Origin of the sequence: Streptomyces sp. NPDC001816 (assembly GCF_042892235.1) — a bacterium.
Lineage (GTDB): Bacteria > Actinomycetota > Actinomycetes > Streptomycetales > Streptomycetaceae > Streptomyces.
The window spans coordinates 683,058-702,189 of sequence record NZ_JBIATY010000002.1; the positions used below are offsets into that span (position 1 = coordinate 683,058).

General features: G+C 71.9%; 8 protein-coding genes and 1 pseudogene. 6 read left to right on the forward strand and 3 right to left on the reverse strand.

The genetic code is table 11. The features are described 5' to 3' along the window. The first annotated feature begins 35 nt into the window (after positions 1–35). The gene (locus ACFYZZ_RS08885) at positions 36–776 is read left to right on the forward strand and encodes an aquaporin (protein ID WP_389173061.1); all 741 of its coding nucleotides are present in this window, start codon (positions 36–38) and stop codon (positions 774–776) included. Between the two features lie 32 nt (positions 777–808). Then, on the forward strand, positions 809–2,278 hold the full coding sequence (locus ACFYZZ_RS08890; protein ID WP_389173063.1) for an aldehyde dehydrogenase family protein: 1,470 nt from the start codon (positions 809–811) through the stop codon (positions 2,276–2,278). A gap of 73 nt (positions 2,279–2,351) precedes the next feature. On the opposite strand, the gene ACFYZZ_RS08895 is transcribed toward ACFYZZ_RS08890, so the two are convergent. Continuing rightward, positions 2,352–3,359, reverse strand: coding sequence for an MBL fold metallo-hydrolase (locus ACFYZZ_RS08895; protein WP_389173064.1), 1,008 nt, complete (start codon positions 3,357–3,359; stop codon positions 2,352–2,354). 168 nt (positions 3,360–3,527) lie between these two features. On the opposite strand from ACFYZZ_RS08895, the gene ACFYZZ_RS08900 reads away from it, so the two are divergent. Further along, positions 3,528–3,905 (forward strand): winged helix-turn-helix transcriptional regulator, encoded by a 378-nt coding sequence (locus tag ACFYZZ_RS08900; protein ID WP_389173066.1) that lies wholly within the window; start codon positions 3,528–3,530, stop codon positions 3,903–3,905. 98 nt (positions 3,906–4,003) lie between these two features. Here ACFYZZ_RS08900 and ACFYZZ_RS08905 read toward each other — a convergent pair whose 3' ends face one another. Both ACFYZZ_RS08905 and ACFYZZ_RS08910 read right to left on the reverse strand, forming a co-directional pair. Then, positions 4,004–6,667: a SpoIIE family protein phosphatase gene (locus tag ACFYZZ_RS08905; protein WP_389173068.1), complete on the reverse strand. Its 2,664-nt coding sequence runs from the start codon at positions 6,665–6,667 to the stop codon at positions 4,004–4,006. A gap of 482 nt (positions 6,668–7,149) precedes the next feature. Next, positions 7,150–8,640 (reverse strand): annotated as a pseudogene (locus ACFYZZ_RS08910) (hypothetical protein). Positions 8,641–9,166: 526 nt separating this feature from the next. On the opposite strand from ACFYZZ_RS08910, the gene ACFYZZ_RS08915 reads away from it, so the two are divergent. The 3 genes from ACFYZZ_RS08915 (at position 9,167) to ACFYZZ_RS08925 (ending at position 19,110) form a co-directional block, all read left to right on the forward strand. Beyond that, the gene (locus ACFYZZ_RS08915; RefSeq protein ID WP_389173688.1) at positions 9,167–10,288 is read left to right on the forward strand and encodes a sensor histidine kinase; all 1,122 of its coding nucleotides are present in this window, start codon (positions 9,167–9,169) and stop codon (positions 10,286–10,288) included. Then, positions 10,285–10,947 (forward strand): response regulator, encoded by a 663-nt coding sequence (locus ACFYZZ_RS08920; RefSeq protein ID WP_389173070.1) that lies wholly within the window; start codon positions 10,285–10,287, stop codon positions 10,945–10,947. Before ACFYZZ_RS08915 ends, ACFYZZ_RS08920 begins: the two co-directional genes overlap by 4 nt. Positions 10,948–11,034: 87 nt before the next feature. Then, complete coding sequence (locus tag ACFYZZ_RS08925; protein ID WP_389173072.1) at positions 11,035–19,110, forward strand: type I polyketide synthase; 8,076 nt, start codon at positions 11,035–11,037, stop codon at positions 19,108–19,110. Positions 19,111–19,132 lie beyond the last annotated feature (22 nt).

Consider the following 19,132-nt stretch of genomic DNA (forward strand, 5'->3'; position numbering starts at 1 on the left):
ACATCACCGGTCCGGCCCCAACCCTGAGGACAGCCATGAGTTCTTCCGTCCTGAGCCGCGCGGACCTCGCCCGTCACGCCGGCTATGAGTACCTGTCGACGACTGTGCTCCTGTTCGGCGTGGTCAGCCTGGTGCGCCTGCTCGCGCTGCCGGACTCGCCCCTGGCGATCAGAGACGCCCACCTCATGCTCGGCACGGCCGGCGCCGTGGTGGCGCTGCTGCTCGCCGCGCTCATGTACGCCCCGACCGGACGTGCCTCCGGCGGCCACTTCAACCCCGGAGTGACCGTCTTCCTGTGGGCCGACGGCCTGTTTCCCGGCCGTGCGGTCCTGCCCTACATCGCGGCACAGCTGGCAGGTTCGGTCAGCGGCCCCGCCCTGGCCCGCCTCGTGTGGGGCGACCCCGTCCTGCGCATCCACTACGCCCTGGTCGCGCCCGCCCCCGGGACCGGCACGACAGCGCTGTTCCTGATCGAGACCGCCGCGCTGATCGCCGTACTCGCCGCCGTCGCCGTGGTGATGAGCCGCCCCCGGCTGCACGCCCTCATCCCAGCCGTCATCGCCGTCGGCGTCGGCCTCGTCATCGCCTCGCTCGGCACGGTCACCGGCGCCAACATCAATCCGGCCCGTGCCTTCGGTCCGGCGCTGCTCTCCGGCGAGTACACGCACCTGGGGACCTATCTGCTCTCACCCCTCGTCGCCGGCCTCCTCACCGGCTTGGCCCACCGCACCCTGCGCACCGGCCGACCGGCCCCCGCCCAGCCGGCCACCACCTGACCACCCCGCCCCCCTGCATCCTGGAGCAGTTCATGCCCACCACCCGCGGCCTGATCATCGACGGCACCGAGGTGCCCGCTTCCTCCGCCCGTACGACTCCCGACATCAACCCCTGGACGGGGGACGTCCACGCGGAGGTCGCCGCCGGCACCGTCCATGACGTGCGCCGCGCGGTGGACGCCGCCGACGCGGCCTTCGAGCGGTGGGCCGGCACCAAGCCGGCCACACGCCGGCAGATCTTCCTCAAGGCGGCCGAACTCATGGTCAGTCGCACCGACGAGATCGTGCGGACCATGGCGGCGGAAGTCGGCGCCACCGCACCCTGGGCCGCTTTCAACGCCCGCCTCGGTGCCGACATCCTGCTGGAGGCGGCGGCCGCCGTCAGCCGGCCGGCCGGACAGGTGCTCGCCACCAACGCCGACGGAGTGATCTCCACCCAAGTGCGCGTTCCCAAGGGCGTCATCGCCGCCGTCTCACCGTGGAACGCCCCGGTCATCCTGGGTGTACGCGCGGTCGCGCTGCCGCTCGCCGTCGGCAACACGGTCGTGATGAAGCCCAGCGAGGACGCCCCCATCGCGTGCGGCCTGCTCATCGCCGACATACTGCACGAGGCAGGGCTGCCCGCAGGGGTGCTCAACGTCATCACCAACGACCGCGCGGACGCCGCCGACGTGGTCTCCGCGCTCGTCGCCGACGAACGCGTACGCATGGTCAACTTCACCGGCTCCACCGAGGTGGGCCGTGCCATCGGGGTCCAGGCCGCCCAGCACCTCAAGCCCGCGGTCCTCGAACTCGGCGGCAAGAACGCCCTGGTGGTCCTGGAGGACGCCGATCTCGACTACGCCGTCGACGCGGCCGTCTTCGGCTCCTTCATGAACTCCGGCCAGATCTGCATGTGCCTCGACCGCCTCATCGTGCACCGCTCCCTCGCGGAGGTGTTCACCGCCAAGCTCGCCGCCCGGGTGACCGAGCTGAACTGCGGCGACCCGGCCGACCCCGCCGTCGCCGTCGGCCCCGTCGTCAACTCCCGGGCCGCACAGCGCGTCACGGCACTCGTCGACGACGCGGTCGCCAAGGGCGCGACCCTCGCGGCGGGCACCGGCACGCCCGAAGGACCGGACACCCTGATCCGCCCGGTGGTGCTCACCGGGGTCACCAAGGACATGAAGATCTACTACGACGAGACCTTCGGCCCCGTCACCGTCGTCCACGTCGTCGACAGCCCGGACGAAGCCGTGGCGCTGGCCAACGACACTCCCTACGGCCTGACCGCCGGCGTCATCACCGAGGATCTGGCCGCAGGGCTCGACGTGGCCGCCCGCCTGCGCACCGGGATCGTCCACGTCAACGACCAGTCCATCGCCGACGAGCCCCAGGCCCCCTTCGGAGGCGTGAAGGACTCCGGCTACGGCCGCTTCGGCGGCCAGGCCGGCATCGAGGCGTTCACCGACACCCGCTGGGTCACCGCCCAGGTCCGCGGCCACGCGCACTTCCCGATCTGAGCAACCGGCAGAGGCCGGGGCGCTGCGGTGCGCCCCGGCCTCCGCGTACGGACCGACGGTCAGATCAGGCGAGCTACGGGAAGTTGACAGTGGCGTCGGTGGAGATGGACACCACGACGGAACCCGCGGTGTCTGCGGTGAAGGTGTCGACCGCGGCGATACGAGAGCCCCAGCGCTCGACGAGTTCGGCCTGCGTGGCCTTGGCGACTCGGTCGATCCAGACCTTCTGGGCCGCCCAGGCGTTCGCCGCCTCGACCTCGGAGGCCGCCTCGCTGAAGGAGATCGCCCCCATGTGCTTCTTCGTGGTGTTCCAGAAGTCGACGAAAAAGGCCCGCGACTGCTCGACGTCGGCCCGCGTGCCGGTGCGGTAGACGTGACCGCCGACGTAGGTGTCGAAGTCGAGTCCGAGGACGGCGTCGTGGGCCAGGAGGATTCCGGGCAGGTAGTCAGCGTTGCCCCAGCCGCGATAGGGGGCCCAGCCCGGCATGACGACGTCGGTCATGACGGCGAGCCGCTGGCGCGGGAAGTAGGTGAGGATGTTCCCGGACTCATGGTTCGAGCCGGGATAGATCACGTGGATCTCCTCGCCGCCGATGTGCAGGGTGTTGTGCTTCCCGTGGAGGACCCGCTGGGGCAACGGCCGCGCAGGGTCGTTGTGCAGCGCGAGAATCGTGGCGCAGTCGGCGTGGGCGATACGCACCGCATCCGGGAAATCGGTCACAGCCCCCACGTGATCCAGATGGGAGTGGCTGTAGATGAAATGCGTCACCGGCTTGTCGGTCACGGAGACGATGGCCTCCTTGAGCTTTCCACGGGAAGCGGGCGGTGCGTCGACGATCACGACGCCATCGCGGGTCACGACGAAGACGGACTGCACGAGGCCCGTGATGACGACGTAGCCGTTCTTTCCGGCACGCTGCAGCCGATAGCCCTTTCCGTTGTCGGGCAGCGGCTTCGCGTCCGCGGGCAGCGGCAGAAAGCCCGAGGTCTCTGCCGCGTGACCGGAACTCGGCCGGAAAGCGAGAGCGCCGACGACGGCGGCGGCACTGCCACCCCGGATTATGGAACGGCGGTTGATCATGCCAGTCCTCTTTCTCGGTGAGAGGGGTCAAATGGCCGGCCGAGATCAACGCTAGGAGGTACTTGAAGTTTCATCAAGTTGCTCGGATGGCTGACATTTATGTCACCAGGTCACTCTCGGGTGACTTGGTCGGAATTGAATTACCGTCACGGAATGAAGGTTTATCGAATGAGTACGCCCCCTTGGCCTGAAGCCGAGATCTACGGCGCCGGTACTCCGACGCGAGAAGCGGTCGAGCGCATGGCCAGCAGGTGGACCGTGCTCATCACCCACGTGCTCGAAGGCGGCCCCACCCGGTTCAACGACCTGAAGAACCGGCTCGGGGTGAGTGGGCAGGTGCTGGCCAGAACCCTCCGCGATCTCGAGCGCGACGGGCTCGTCGCTCGCCGGGTCTATCCCGAGGTCCCGGTCCGTGTGGAGTACGAACTCACGGCCCTGGGCGGGACCATGTGCCCGGTTGTACGGGAGATACGGCGGTGGGCCGAGCTGACTGCTCCGGCGATCGGCGACGCGCGGGCGGCCTACGACCAGAGCCAGAGCAGTTGACCGAGGCCGCCAGGGTCAGGCCGTTTCTCACTGCGCGGTCCCGGGGGCAGCACCTGTCCTTGGCATGACTTGGCGGGCCGACCTGGCGGGGAAGCCGCCTACACGGGCAGCTGCTGTTCGGTCCAGATGACCTTGCCGTCAGGCGTGTAGCGCGTGCCCCAGCGGTCGGCGAACTGGGCCACGAGGAAGAGGCCGCGGCCGCCCTCGTCCATGGTGGTGGCCCGGCGCAGGTGCGGGGCGACGCTGCTCCCGTCGGACACTTCGCAGATGAGGGTGCGGTCGCGGATCAGGCGCACGCTGATCGGACCGGTCGCGTGCCGGATGGCGTTGGTGACCAGCTCGCTGAGGATCAGTTCCAGGGTGAACGCCTCCTCGTCCAGACCCCATGTGCGCATCAGCCTGTCGGCGCAGGCCCGCACGCCGGCGACGGCCGAGGGATCGGAGGGCACGTCCCAGACCGCGGTACGGTCGCTGTCGAGCAGCCGGGTACTAGCGACCAGCAGGGCCACGTCGTCGCGGGGTGCCGTCGGCAGCAGCGCGTCCATCACCACCTGGCATATCTCTTCCGGCGTCCGTCCGGCGTGTGCAAGGGTGCGGCGCAGCTGCTCGATCCCCTCGTCGATGTCACGATGCCGCTCCTCGATCAGGCCGTTGGTGTACAGCACGAGGGCGCTGCTCGCGGGCAGGCTTATCTCCGCCTTCTCGTAGGGCAGCCCGCCCAGCCCCAGCGGGGGACCGGCCGGCACCCCGGCCAGGTCCGCCCGGCCGTCCGGGTGCACGATCAGGGGGTCCAGGTGGCCGGCTCTGGCCATGGTGCACAGGCCGGACACCGGGTCGTAGATCGCGTACAGGCACGTGGCACCCGTGAGCGTCGGCGCTTCGCCGTTCTCTTCGTCCCGGTCCTGGTCGATGCGGGTGACGAGTTCGTCGAGGTACCAGAGCAACTCGTCGGGCGGCAGGTCGAGGGTGGAGAAGTTGTGGACGGCGGTGCGCAGTTGCCCCATGGTGGCGGCGGCGTGCAGACCGTGCCCCACGACGTCGCCCACCACGAACGCGACGCGGGCCCCAGGCAGGGGGATGACGTCGAACCAGTCGCCGCCGACACCCCCGAGCCCCGCCTCCGCCGGGAGATAACGGTGGGCCACCTCGACAGCGCTCTGCTCGGGAAGCGCGTGCGGCAGAAGACTGCGCTGCAGCGCGACGGCCATGGCGTGCTCCCGAGTGAAGCGGCGGGCGTTGTCGATGCTCACCGCGGCGCGGGCGACCAGCTCCTCGGCCACCGAGAGGTCTTCCGGACCGAAGGGCGCGGGCTCCTTCGACCGCCAGAAGGTCGCCACCCCGAGGATCACCCCGCGGGCCCGCAGCGGAGCCGCGATCATGGAGTGAATGCCATAGGCCACCAGCCTGCGAGCGCGGTCGGGGGCTTGTACCTGCCAGCCGGAGAACGCCGCCATGTCGGCCTCCAGCACCATCCGCCCGGAACCGAACCCGGAGGCCTGCGGCGTGGAGGCGTCGAAGTGGATGAGCCGGCCGGGCGGATAAAGCGGTGTGCCCTCCCGGATGCCATGCAGGGCGACACGCCGCAACTCCGCCATGTTCGCCAGGTTCGGTTCCTCACCCCGCAGGACGGCGTCGGCCAGGTCGACGGTGACGTAGTCGGCGAACCTGGGCACGGCCAGTTCGGCCAGCTCCTCGGCCGTACGGGTCACGTTGAGCGTCGTGCCGATGCGGATGCCGGCGTCGTACAGCAGCTTGAGCCGTTCCTGTACGTCCTCCACGCGGCCCATCAGCGCACTGAGTTCCGTCGTGTCCCGCAGGGTCGCGACCGCGCCGCCTGGCCCGGGCTGCGGCGCCATGGGGCGCAGGCTGATCGCCAGCAGCCGGTCGCCGACCCTGATCACCTGGTCGGTGGTCGCGGTGCCGGACAGCAGCAGCCGCTCCGCGCTCGGCTCGAGTCCCAGACTCTCGACAGGGCGGCCCTCCACGTCCGGCGCGAGCCCGAGCAGCCGTCGTGCCTCGTCGTTGGCCAGGAGCAGACCGCCTTGCGGATCGACGATCAGAACACCTTCGCGCACCGCGTGCAGAACGGCGTCGTGGTGCTCGTACATCCGTGTCATCTGCACCGGGCCGAGACCGTGTGTCTGACGGCGCAGCCGCCTGCTGATCAGCGCGGTTCCGCCGGTGGCCGCCAGGAGCACCACGCCGGTCGCGACCAGGACGAGCGGTACCTGCCGGTCCGCAGCCCCGCTCACCTGCTTGATCGTGATGCCCGCGGAGACCAGACCGATGACCTTCCCGTCGGACGAGGTGACCGGGACGACGGTCCGCACCGAGCGGCCCAGCGTCCCCGTGGTGGTCTCGGTGACGATGCCACCGTGCTGCGCCGCCGCGATGCTGCCGATGTAGTGCTCGCCGATCCGCGCCGGATTCGGATGGGTGTAGCGAATGCCCTCCGGACTTATCACCACGATGAAGTCCACCTTGGCGCGCTTGCGGACCTCCTCGGTCTGCGGCTGGAGCGCGGCGGTGGGGTTCGGGCCTTCCAGGGCCTGACGTACCGACGGGGACGAGGCGACGGCCGAGGCCACGGCGAGTGTGCGGTTGCGGGCCTCGCGCTCGGCGTCCGCCCGGGACTGCAGCAGCAGGGCGACGACAGCCGCCGCCACCAGGACCACGATGATGAAGACCTGCAGGATGAAGACCTGGCCGGAGACGGTGCGCAGCCCCTGCCAGGACCGCAGACGCCCGGGCCGCCGGTCCATAGACCCATCTAACCTCGGCTCCAACGCGCCATCATCCTTGAACGACCGCCATGCTCCGCCCTTCACGTCACGTGCCCGCGTGCGTGCACGCAGCGAGCGGCGCCCGAGCGGGTTCCGCGCGCCGCCGCGCTCCGTCATGCGTGCGTGACGGGGAGAAACGCCGACCTCGACGTCCTGGGCCGCAAGGGCCGCGCCTGGGCGTACGTCCTTCTGTCGCCGGCGTGGTGGCGGCTCCCCGGGCGTGATGCTGGTTGAGCACAGGACATCCCGGCAAGATTGATCTTGCTGGGGTTCGCCTTCTGCGTGGGGACCTCAAGCTGGCGGTGGATGGGGGAGGCTCCCTGACCACAGGCGACGTCTGGAGGGTAAGCCGCTCTGAACTACCGTCCGCGGCGGGGGCGGCGCCGCGGACTGCACTCCGGCTGGCGAGGGGAACGGCCGTGCCGTCGGAGGGGCGTCGTCTCCGCCCGAGGCACAGCTGGTCAGCGGCTGTTGCCCGGGTGGTAGACGCTGAGGTCGCCGTAGGCCGACAGAACGCCGGCCAGGTCATCGGGTTTGTGCCGCAGGGTGGTGTCCAGGAAGGCAAGAGTGGCTGCGGCGACGACGTGCGGGCTCTCGGTGCGGCCCAGGGAGCCGACTATCGAGGGCACAGGCGGCAGGTACAGGGGGCCGTCCATGAAGGTGAGGTGTGCGGCGCCGGGGATGGTGAGCCGGTAGCTCGTCGCGGTGTTGAGCTTGAGGACCTTGGTGAGGCGGGACATGTAGCGCGGGTCGGTTCCGGGGGTGATGGCTTGGGTGAGCGCGAGCGTCGGCTGCTGGAGGGAGGGGGAGGTGGGGCCGTGGGGGTAGCCGTCCAGATCGATGACGGCGTCGAACCGGTGGTCCTGCCGGGCTGCCTGCAGGGCGGCAGCACCCCCCATGGAGTGGCCGGTCACCGCGACATGGCCGGTGTCCAGGCGTCCGGTCAGCGGGCCGGCAATCTCGCCTCTGTCCAGACGACCCAGCTGAGTGAGGACGAAGCTGAGGTCGGCGGCACGCACAGCCGTCCAGCCAACCGCCAGCTTGTCATCCTTGTCCCGGTCGCCAGTGGAGGCGATCTTGGCGTGAATCGTTCGGCCGTCGGTGAGGACGACGGCTGCGGAGTCGTACGGGTGGTCGAGGGCGGCGACCACATAGCCGTGACTGGCCAGTTCCTCCGCCCAGGCGGTGTTCTGGGTGCGCACCCCGCCCGACCCGGGAGAGAACAGCACGACCGGGAACCGTCCGCCCCGGTCGGCCACCGGGGCGTTGAAGACCGAATGGGTGTGGGCGCGCGGGACGCCGTCGACCAGGAAGCCGGGCAACCCGACCGCACGGGCGAGGGCGTCGGAAACGGTGTGCGCCTCGTGCTCCGTGCGTCCGAGGTACTGGGCCCGCTGCGTGCCTGCGGGGCTCTTCTGCGCGGGATACCAGAGCTGGACCACGACCGTGCGCCGGTCGTGCGGATCGGCGGTGAATCTCTCGGGGCGGCGTGGGTCGGTCCACTGCACCACGCGGGTGCCGACCGCGAAACGGCCTGACGGATCGGGGAACACGGGTACAGGAAAGGCCCAGGCGGCCACCGGACCCGTGGCAATCAGGCCGACGCAGGCCACCGACCCCGGCAACGCCAGCCATCATCGGGCCCGCCACGCCGGCCGGCCGGTACGGCGTCGCAGCAGGGGAGAGAGGGCGAACGGCAACGCGACGGCAACGCCTGCCAGTACCGGCAGCATCTGCCAGCGGATCCCCACCACACTCAGCACGATCGCGGACAGCACGAGAACCGCCCCCGCCGCGATCGTGACGCGTGGGCGGGCAGCGGGGGGAAGCCAGCGCGCCACCACCAGCGCGACGGCACCCAGCAAGGCAAGGAATTCCAGGGAGGACATGTACAGCCCCGTGATGATCTCGGTCACCCGGCCATCCTCAGGGCGGGGCACGCGATGCCACATCGATCCCGGGTCGCCATCGCATGCAATCGGAGTCGCAATCCGAGGTGTGTCCCCTGTGCGACCGGAGTCGCATCCAGGCGTCTCGCCTGTGCCACCGGAGTCGCAATCGAGCACGCCTGGTGAACGGCCGCTTTGCGACCGTGGAAGGTAGCGGGACTCCTCCTGAGGTCGTACCTCGGCGCGGTGCCATCAGACGGTGGACTCATGTGCTTCGCGGGCCCGCGGCCTACCGTGACAGGGCCGCGGTAGACGCCGGGGAGCCCGGGGTGTGCGCTCCTTGTACTCGGCCCGGCTCCGGCTGCATGCGGTGGTGGCCCCGACTGGGGCCACTATGGCGCTGAACCGACAGGGACGTGTGATGACCGAGGCGGCCGCAGAGCCCGGCGATGCCCACCCGGTGCGCTACCGGAACCGCGTGCGGCGGACGAGGACGGCCGTACGGATGACGAGGTACGCCGACCTGGCCTCCGCACGAGCGGCACGACTGGTGAGAGCCGCCCGGCGCTGGGGCCTCCGGCTGCCGCCCATGGTGTGGGACTCGCTGCTGCCGGCCCTGCTCCTGCTCAACATCATGACCACGCGCGTGTCGCAAGAGCTCCCGGTGGCCGTGGCCCTCACCACGGCCCTTGCACTGCCCCTGGTGTGGCGGCGCCGGGCACCGCTCACGGTGTTCGGCGCCGTGGCAGCCGCGGCCTTCGTCCAGTGGCTGATGGACGTCCAACTGCCGGCGGACATCGCCTTGCTGGTAGCTCTCTACACGGCGGCCGCGAACTCGGGCCGGCGCGGCACGCTTGCCGCTGGTGCCATCGTGGAGGGCGGGGCCCTGCTGGCCTGCCTGCGCTGGGCGACAGAAGGCGCATTCCTGACCCCCTTCGTAGCGGTGACCGCGATGGTCGTCGCCGCCGCCGTCCTGGGTGTGAATGTGCGGACCACGCGTGCCTACCTCGCGGCCCTGGAGGAACGGGCTGCACGACTGGAGCAACAACAAGACCAGCAGGCGCGGCTGGCCGTCGCCGAGGAAAGGACACGTATCGCCCGGGAGATGCACGACATCGTCACCCACAACCTGTCCGTCATGGTCGCGCTCACCGACGCCGCTGTTTACGCGCAGCACCGGTCGCCCGACAAGGCCACCACCGCGATGCTCCAGATCTCCGAGACGGGCCGGCAGGCTCTGACCGACATGCGGCGCTCGTTGGGCATCCTGCGGACCGACGAACCGGACGCGCAGCGCCACCCGTTGCCCGGCATCGCACAACTGGAGACCCTCGCCGACCAGATGTGCGCCGCCGGGCTGCCGACGCGCCTCGAGGTCCAGGGCGGCCACACCCACATACCCGCCACCGCACAACTGACCGTCTACCGCCTGGTACAGGAAGCCTTGACCAACACCCTCAAGCACACACCCACCGGCACACATGCGAAGGTCCGGATACGGTGCTCAACCGAGACCGTCACAGTGGACGTCACCGACAGCGGCCCCTGCCGGCCACTTCCCGGCGCCACACCATCCGGCCACGGCATCCCAGGCATGCGCGAGCGCTCGGCCGCCTACGGGGGGAAGTTGCAGGCCGGACCGCTTCCGGGCGGCGGCTGGGGAGTCCATACTCGCCTCGTCCTCGCCAGCAGCGGAGCGGCGGCCGCATGACGATCCGCATCCTGATCGCCGACGACGAAGCGCTGCTCCGTATGGCCTTCAGCACGGTCCTGGAGGCCCAGCCCGACATGGCACCGGTCGGCGAAGCCGCGGACGGCATCCAGGCCATACGCCTCGCCCGGGAGTTGCGCCCCGATGTCGTCCTCATGGACGTCCGGATGCCCGGGACGGACGGGATCGAGGCGACCCGGCAGGTCATCCGGATCTCCCCGCAGAGCAGAGTGTTGATCCTCACCACCTTCGACCTGGATGAATACGCCTTCGCCGGACTCAACGCCGGAGCCTCGGGCTTCCTGCTGAAAAACACCAGGCCCGAGGAATTGCTCACCGCGATACGCAGCGTGGCCGCGGGCGACGCGGTGGTCTCCCCGCGGATCACCCGCCGCCTGCTGGAGAACCTCCGCCCGCACATCCCCGACGGCAGCAGCGCCGACCGCGACGAGCGGCTGAGCCGGCTCAGCGGCCGTGAACGCGAGGTGCTCATCCACGTGGGCTGCGGCCTGTCCAATACCGAGATCGCGGCCACCCTCTACCTCGCGGAGGCGACCGTGAAGTCCCATCTGGGCCGAATCCTGCAAAAGCTCGAACTCCGAGACCGGATACAGGCCGTGATCTTCGCCTACGAAAGCCGCCTCATCCACCCGGCATGACGCCGCCGCCCGGAGCCAACGGCGATGTCCTCAGGTGACCCTATAGTCGATGGGCGTCGGGGGACGGGGCGCACAAGAGGGGTGGGAATGACGGGGGTTCGCGGGGAACTGGTCCGTCCGTTGGTCGAGGCCGTCCAGGCGCATGCGGCACGCGCGGGGGAGAGGACCGCCTTCCGGGACGCGCGTCGGGGCGTGACCTGGGAGCAGTTGCATCGGCGGACCGCGAGGATCGCGGGGCATCTGGCACGGCTGGGCGTGCGCCTCGGGGACCGGGTGGTGTTCTGCCTGTCCAACCGCGTGGAAATGGCCGAGAGTTGCCTGGCGGCCGTGCGCGCGGGGGCCGTTGGGGTGCCACTGGATCCTGGGGCGGCCGACGCCGAGTTGGCCCATGTCCTCGGCGACAGCGACGCGGTGGCGATCGTGGCCGAGGCGTCCCTGCTGGAGCGACTGGAGCGGGTGGCGACAGGACAGCAGGCGCCGCGGGTGGTGGTCGTCGTGGGTGCGCAGGCGCTGCCGCCCGGAGCGCCCGCGGGTGCGGTCTCGTACGAGGAACTCGCCGGGACCGATCCGGACTGTCCGCCGTACGACCGCCTCGGCCTGGACGAACCGGCCTGGATCCTCTACACCTCGGGCACCACCGGCGAGCGCAAAGGTGTGGTGACGAGCCAGAGGGCCGCGCTGTGGTCGACGGCCGCCGCCTATGCCCCGCTGTTCGGCGTGTCCGAGGAGGACCGGCTGCTGTGGCCGTTGCCGATGCACCACGCCTACGCGTACTCGCTGTGCATCCTCGGGGTGGTCGCCACGGGTGCGAGCGCCTACCTCCTGGACCGCGGCGTGGACGTGCTGGAGGCACTCGAACAGCAGCCGTTGCAGGGGCCGTTCACGATGCTGGCCGGGGTACCGGCCACCTACCACCTGCTGGTGAGCGCACTGCGCGACGCTCCGCGGGCACCCGGCGGGCTCCGGCTCTGCGTCACCGCCGGAGCGCCCTGTCCGGCGGAACTGCGCTCCTCCGTCGAGGAGTTGCTGGGCGCGCCGCTGCTGGACGGCTACGGCGCCACCGAGACCTCCGGCAAGATCGCCGTCGACCGGCTGGAGGTGCCGGGTCCGCAGCGCGTGCCGCAGCCGGTGCCCGGAGTCGAGGTCCGGGTGGCCGACCCGCTGTCCGGTGCCGGCACCGCTGACAGTGACGAGGGCGAGATCTGGGTGCGCGGCCCCGGCGTCATGATCGGCTACCACGGACGCCCCGACAGCACGGCGCAGGTCCTCCGGGACGGCTGGTACCGCACCGGTGACCTCGGCCGCCGGGAGCCGGACGGCGGGCTGCGGGTCACCGGGCGGGTGGGCGACCTGATCATCCGCGGCGGGCAGAACGTCAATCCGGTCGAGGTGGAGCAGGTGCTCCTGGCGTGTCCCGGTGTCGCCGACGCGGCGGTCGTGGGCCGGCCGCACGACGTGCTGGGGGAGGTTCCGGTGGCGTTCGTCGTCCCCGGGCCGGACGGAGTCGACCTCGCGCCGCTGCGGGCCGCGTGCCGGGAGCGGCTGTCCGCATTCAAGGTGCCGGACGAGATCCGGCTGAGCGGTTCGCTGCCCCGCACGTCCTCCGGCAAGATCCAACGGGCGATACTCGCCGGGCAGTTGGCCGAGGTGCTCGTCACCGAGCGGGAGGACGCCTCCGCCGCCCTGCGGGCCCGGCTGCTCGCACTGCCGGCCCAGGAGCGGCGCCGTGCCGTGCTGAACCTCGTCATGGCCGAACTCCGCGTCGACGGGGAGTCCGACCCGGAGCCCGACCAGGCTTTCACCGATCTGGGAGTCAGCTCCCTGCACGGCGTACTGCTGCGCGACCGGCTGGGAGCGGCGACCGGCCTGCAGCTCCCCGCGACCCTCGTGTTCGAGCGCCCGACGCCGGACGCGGTGGCCGAGTTCCTGCACGACACGCTGCTCGGCGCCCCGACCCCGACCTCGACCCCGGCGGCGCGCGAGGCCGGGCCCGGCACACCCGGCGACACACCGCAGCCCGACGAACAGGTGGCCATCGTCGCCATGGCCTGCCGCTACCCGGGAGCCGTGGACGACATCTCCTCACCGGAGGAGCTGTGGCGGCTGATCGCCGACGGCACGGACGCCACCTCCGCGTTCCCCGCCGACCGGGGCTGGGACCTGGCCGGACTGTTCGACTCCGACCCGGACCGGCCGGGCACCTCGGTCACCCGCCGCGGCGGCTTCCTGCGCCGGGCCGCCGACTTCGACGCGGCCTTCTTCGGCATGTCGCCCCGGGAGGCGCTGGCCACCGACCCGCAGCAGAGGCTGCTGCTGGAGACCGCCTGGGAGGTCGTGGAACGGGCGGGCATCGCCCCCGGCGCCCTGCGCGGCAGCGACACCGGCGTCTTCGTCGGCGTGATGCACGGCGACTACGCGGGCCGGCTGCTGCACCTCGGAGGACACGAGTACGAGGCACACCTCGCGCTCGGCTCGGCGGGCAGCGTGGCCTCCGGGCGCATCGCCTACACCCTGGGCCTGGAGGGGCCCGCGGTGACGGTGGACACGGCCTGCTCCTCGTCACTGGTGGCGATGGACTGGGCGGCACGGGCGCTGCGCTCGGGCCAGTGCTCACTGGCCGTGGCCGGCGGAGCCACCGTCATGGCCAGCCCGGTGCCGTTCACCGCGTTCAGCAGACTGCGCGGCCTGTCGCCCGACGGACGGTGCAAGCCGTTCTCGGCCGCGGCCGACGGTACGGCCTGGGGCGAGGGCGTCGGACTGGTCCTGCTGGAGCGGCTCGCCGACGCCCGCCGCAACGGCCATCCGGTGCTGGCCGTCCTGCGCGGCTCCGCCGTCAACGGCGACGGCGCGTCCAACGGCCTGACCGCGCCCAGCGGGCCCGCCCAGGAGCGGGTGATCGCCGACGCCCTCGCCGCCGCCGGACTCACCCCGGCCGACGTCGACGCCGTGGAGGCGCACGGCACCGGCACCCCCCTCGGCGACCCCATCGAAGCCCGGGCGCTCCTCGCGGCGTACGGGCACGACCGCCCGGCGGAGCGGCCGCTGTGGCTGGGATCGCTGAAGTCCAACATCGGGCACACCCAGGCCGCGGCCGGTGTCGCCGGGGTCATCAAGACCGTGCTCGCGATGCGCCACGGCGTGCTGCCGCGCACGCTGCACGCCGATGAGCCGTCACCGGGGGTCGACTGGTCCTCCGGCGCCGTACGGCTGCTGCAGCGGGAGCAGCCGTGGCGTCCCGCTCCCGGGAAACCCCGGCGTGCCGCGGTGTCCGCCTTCGGCATCGGCGGAACCAACGCCCACGTGATCCTGGAGGAAGCGGTCGACGAGCAGGAGGCCCCGCACCGCGAGGGTGCCCGGACCGCCCCGCAACCGCCGCTCCTCCTGTCGGGCGCGACCACCGAAGCGCTGCGCGCCCAGGCCCGGCGTACGGCCGCCTTCCTCCGCCAACGGCCCGAACTGCCGCTCGGGGACGTGGCGTTCTCCTCGGCGGTCGCCCGCGCCGCGCTCCGCCACCGGGCGGCGCTGCCCGTCCAGGACCGCGCCGCCCTGCTGACCGAACTGGACCGGCTCTCGGCCGCGGGGTCGGCAGCCGTGCCGTCCCCGGTCCGGACGGGCGGACGGCTGGCGCTGCTCTTCACCGGGCAGGGCGCCGGATGGGCGGACCTCGGCAGGGAGTTGCACACCGCGTACCCCGCCTTTGCCGGCGCCTTCGACGCCTTGTGCGGCCGGTTCGACGCCGTCGGCGTCGGGGAGCGGCTCCTGCGCGAGGCCCTGTGGGACGGCCCGGGCACAGCGCTCGCCGACGTGCGGCAGCACAGGACGGATGTCGCCCAGGCCGGCCTGTTCACGTTCGAGGTCGCGCTGTTCCGGCTGCTCGAATCATGGGGCGTGCGACCGGACTTCCTGGCCGGCCACTCCGTCGGCGAGCTGGCCGTGGCGCATGCCGCCGGGATCCTCTCGGAAAGCGACGCCGTCGACCTGGTCGCCGCCCGGGGCCGGTTGATGCAGCAACTCCCGGCAGGCGGCGCCATGCTGTCCCTGGATGCCACCGAGGAAGAGGCGTTGGCCGCCCTGGCCGAACTGCCGGCAGCGGCCGGGCCGGTGGCGGTCGCGGCCGTGAACGGCCCCCGGTCGGTCGTCGTCTCCGGGGCGGAGAAAGCGGTGACGGCGGTGGCCGAGCGCTTCGAGGCCCGTGGGCGTCGCACCGTAAGACTGCGCACCAGCCATGCCTTCCACTCGCCGCTGATCGAACCGGCGCTCGCGGAGTTCGCCCGAGCCGCCTCCCGTGCCACCTACCGTGAGCCCCGCATCCCGATCGTTTCGACACTGACCGGGCGTCAGGCCACGGGAAACGACCTGCGCTCGGCGGCCTACTGGGTCCGACACGCCCGCGAAACGGTGCGGTTCGCGGACGCCGTACGTCATCTGGTGCGTGAAGCGAGGGTGACCGCATTCGCCGAGGTGGGCCCAGGCACACAGCTCACCTCGGCCGCGATGACAACGGTCGAGGCGCCCGGGGAGCTGGTGTTCACCCCGACGGCGCGAGCCGGCCACCCGGAGCCCGACACCGTCCTGGCGGCACTCGCCCGACTCCACGAGCACGGCACGGCGATCGACTGGGCCACCGTGCACCGGACAGCACACCCAGGCGGGCGAGGCCGACGGGTGGACCTGCCCACCTACCCCTTCCAGCGGGAGCGCTACTGGCTGACCGAGCCCGTCGACCCCACCCCGACCGCCGCGCGCACGGCCGCCGGCGGCCACCCGGTGCTGACCTCCACGACCAGCCTCCCGGAAACGGGCCGCGTGCTGTGCACCGGCCATCTGTCGGACGCCGACCAGCCCTGGCTGCGCGACCACGTCATCAACGGCCGCCTGCTGGTGCCCGCGTCCGCCCTCGCCGACCTGGCACTCCACTCCGGCGGCGCCTGCGGGCTGGACGTCCTGGAAGAGCTGACCCTGCTGCTGCCGCTCCAACTGCCCGGCTCCGGCGGGCGCGTCGAGGTCCAGGTGGCGCTCGGCGAGCCGGACCCGGCCGGCCGCAGGACCGTCGACATCCACGCGCGCCCCGAGGACTCCGGCCCGGTAGGCACGTGGACCCACCACGCCACCGGCCGGCTGGCACCGTCGACCACCGACCCCGCCCCGAACCCCGGACCGCAGGGATCCTGGCCACCGCCGGACGCCGTACCGGTCGACGTGACAGGGGCCTACGACCGGCTGGCGCGCGAAGGCTACGCCTACGGCCCGGCCTTCCGCTGTGTACGGGCCGTCTGGCGACAGGGAGACGACCTCCTCGCCGATGTGCGGCTCCCCCACACAGCCGTAGCAGAGGCGCAGCGGTATGGCATCCAGCCCGCGTTGCTCGACGCCGCCATCCACGTCCCACTGCTCGTCCCCGGGGACCAGGGAGAGCCCGAACCGCCCCGGCTGCCGTTCGCCTGGCGGGGCGTCAGCCGATACGCGGCCGGCGTCACCGCGCTACGGGTACGCCTGCGCCGTACCGGGGAGGACACGATCGCCGTGGACCTCACCGACCCGGCAGGCAGGCCGGTGCTGCGGGTGGAGGCGCTGACCACCCGGGCGGTCCCGAGCACCGCCGACCGCGTGCAGGCAGGACCGCTGTACCGGCCGAGTTGGACCGCCGTTGCCGCCGCCCACGCCACCGTTTCCGCGCTCTCGGTGGCATCCCCGGACGACCTGGACCTGAGGGCAGCGCTGTCCGGCGCCCGGCACTCCGGCTCCCTCGAAGGCGATGCCCCAGCTGTCGTCGTCTCCCTGGCCGCTCCGACCCCGTCCACGACCCCGGCCGCCGACGCGCGTGCCCTCGTCACGCGGGCCCTGGAGCTGCTGCACAACCGGCTGCCCGCCCTGGCTCCGGGATCGCGCATGGTCCTGGTGACCCGCGGTGCCACTGGTCCAGCCCCGGACCTGCCCGCCGCAGCCGTCTGGGGACTGGCGCGCAGTGCGCAGTCGGAGTACCCGGGCCGCCTGACCCTCGTCGACGTCGACGACCACCCCGAGTCGCTGCGCCGGCTGATGGCGGCCCTGGAGACGGGCGAACCCCAACTCGCCATACACGCCGGGAAGGTACTGGTGCCACGGCTGACACAGGCGGCTGCCACACCGTCCCCGTCGGCTCCGTTCAGCGAGGACGGCACCGTACTGATCACCGGGGGCACCGGAGCTCTCGGCGCGCTGCTGGCCCGCCACCTGACGGGGCATCACAAGGTTCGCCGACTGGTGCTCACCAGCCGCAGTGGCCCGACGGCGCCCGGCGCCCGGCAACTGCAGGCGGAGATCGAGCAGGCCGGAGGCCGGGTGGAGGTGGTCGCCTGCGACGCGGCCGACCGATCCGCACTGGCGGAGGTGGTCGACCGGTACGCCGCTGACCTGACCGCCGTGGTGCATACGGCGGGTGTCCTCGACGACGGTGTGCTGGAGGCGCAGACGCCCGGGCGGATGGCGGCCGTCATGCGGCCGAAGGCGGACGCGGCCTGGCACCTGCACGAGCTGACGAAGGACCTGCCGCTGTCGCAGTTCGTGCTCTTCTCCTCGGCGGCGGGCCTGCTCGGCAATCCCGGTCAGGCGGGCTACGCGGCCGCGAACGCGTTCCTCGACGCCCTCGCGGTGCACCGGGCCGCCCTGGGAATGCCCGCGCTCTCCCTGGTGTGGGGCCCGTGGTCGGGAGCCGAGGGGATGGCGGCCCGCACCGGCCGGACCAGTGACGGCGTGCTGCGCGCCGTCACACCCGCCGAAGGCATGGCCCTGTTCGACGCCGCCCTGGCGGCGGACGAACCCGTCCTGGCACCGCTGCCGTTGGACCCGAAGGCCGGTATGCGGCGGAGGCCGGTTCCGCCGCCGTTGCAGGGTCTGCTGAGCCCGTCCGGCTCGGCAACAGGCCCGGGCGCGGACCGTAGCGGCGGAGGACCGGCGGCCGGAGTCACCCAGCCGACCCACGACTCGCCGGGAGCGTGGCGAGAGCGCTTGGCGCAGCTGCCCGCCGGCGACCGCCACTCCGTCCTGCTCACACTGGTCCGGGAAGCGGTCGCCGAGGTGCTGGGCCATCCCGGCGCGGCCGCCGTGACGGCCGACCGCGCCTTCATGGAGCTGGGTCTCGACTCCCTGACCGCCGTTCTGCTGCGCAACCGGCTGAGTCTGCTCACCGGCCTGGAACTGCCCGCCACCCTCACCTTCGACCTGCCCACCACCGCACGACTGACAGGCCACCTGCTCGCCGAACTGCACGAGGAGCTGCCCCGTCAGGAGGCGGTCACCGGTGCGCCGCCGTCACGCCCCGCACAGACCCTGGCCTCCCTCTACCGCCGCGTGTGCGGGACCGGCGACGTTGTCTCGGCGATGCACCTCCTCGTGACTGCCTCACTGGCCGTCCCCGGCTTCGGCCCCGAGGACTGTGCCGCGCACGCCCTGCAGCCACTCAAGCTGGCCACGGGCGCGGACGACCGGCCACCTCTGGTGTGCTTCCCCGGCTTCTCCCCGGCCCTGGGCCGGCCCTGGTACGACGCGCTCGCGCGGCACTTCGAAGGCGACCGGGACGTCCTGGAGATGCGGCACCCCGGGGTCACCTCCGGCGACGCGCTGCCCCGCGACTGGCAGACGCTGGTGGACCTGCACGCAGCCGGCCTGCGGGAGCAACTGGGCGACCGCCGGCCCGTCCTGCTGGGCTGGTCGATGGGCGGCTGTCCGGCACACGCGGTCGCCGCGCGGCTGGCGGAGACCGGCACCCCGCCCGCCGGCCTGGTCCTCGTCGACACCTACCACGTGACCCCCGAGCGGGAGGCCGAGCCGTGGCTGCTCGCCCTGCCCGCCCGCGCGGCCCTGGCCATGGGGGAGGGGTTCGACACTGCGGTGGAGGACATGGCGCTGGCCGCACTCGGGGCCTACACCCGGATGCTCCGCGGCTGGTGCCCCGAACCGGTCGATGTACCCACACTCCTGGTATGTGCCACCGATCAGTTGCCGGAGATGCGCACCCACGGCAGCCGTGAGACAGGAAGCCACGACTGGCGGGCCTCCTGGCCCCAGCTGTCCGAGACCGTGGACGTCCCCGGCGACCACTGGACCGTCGCCGAGGAACACGCACCCACCACGGCACAGGCGATCCGCTCCTGGGTCAACAGGGTGGGAAAGGCCATGGATTGAGGCATCGTCAGTGATTCCGGCA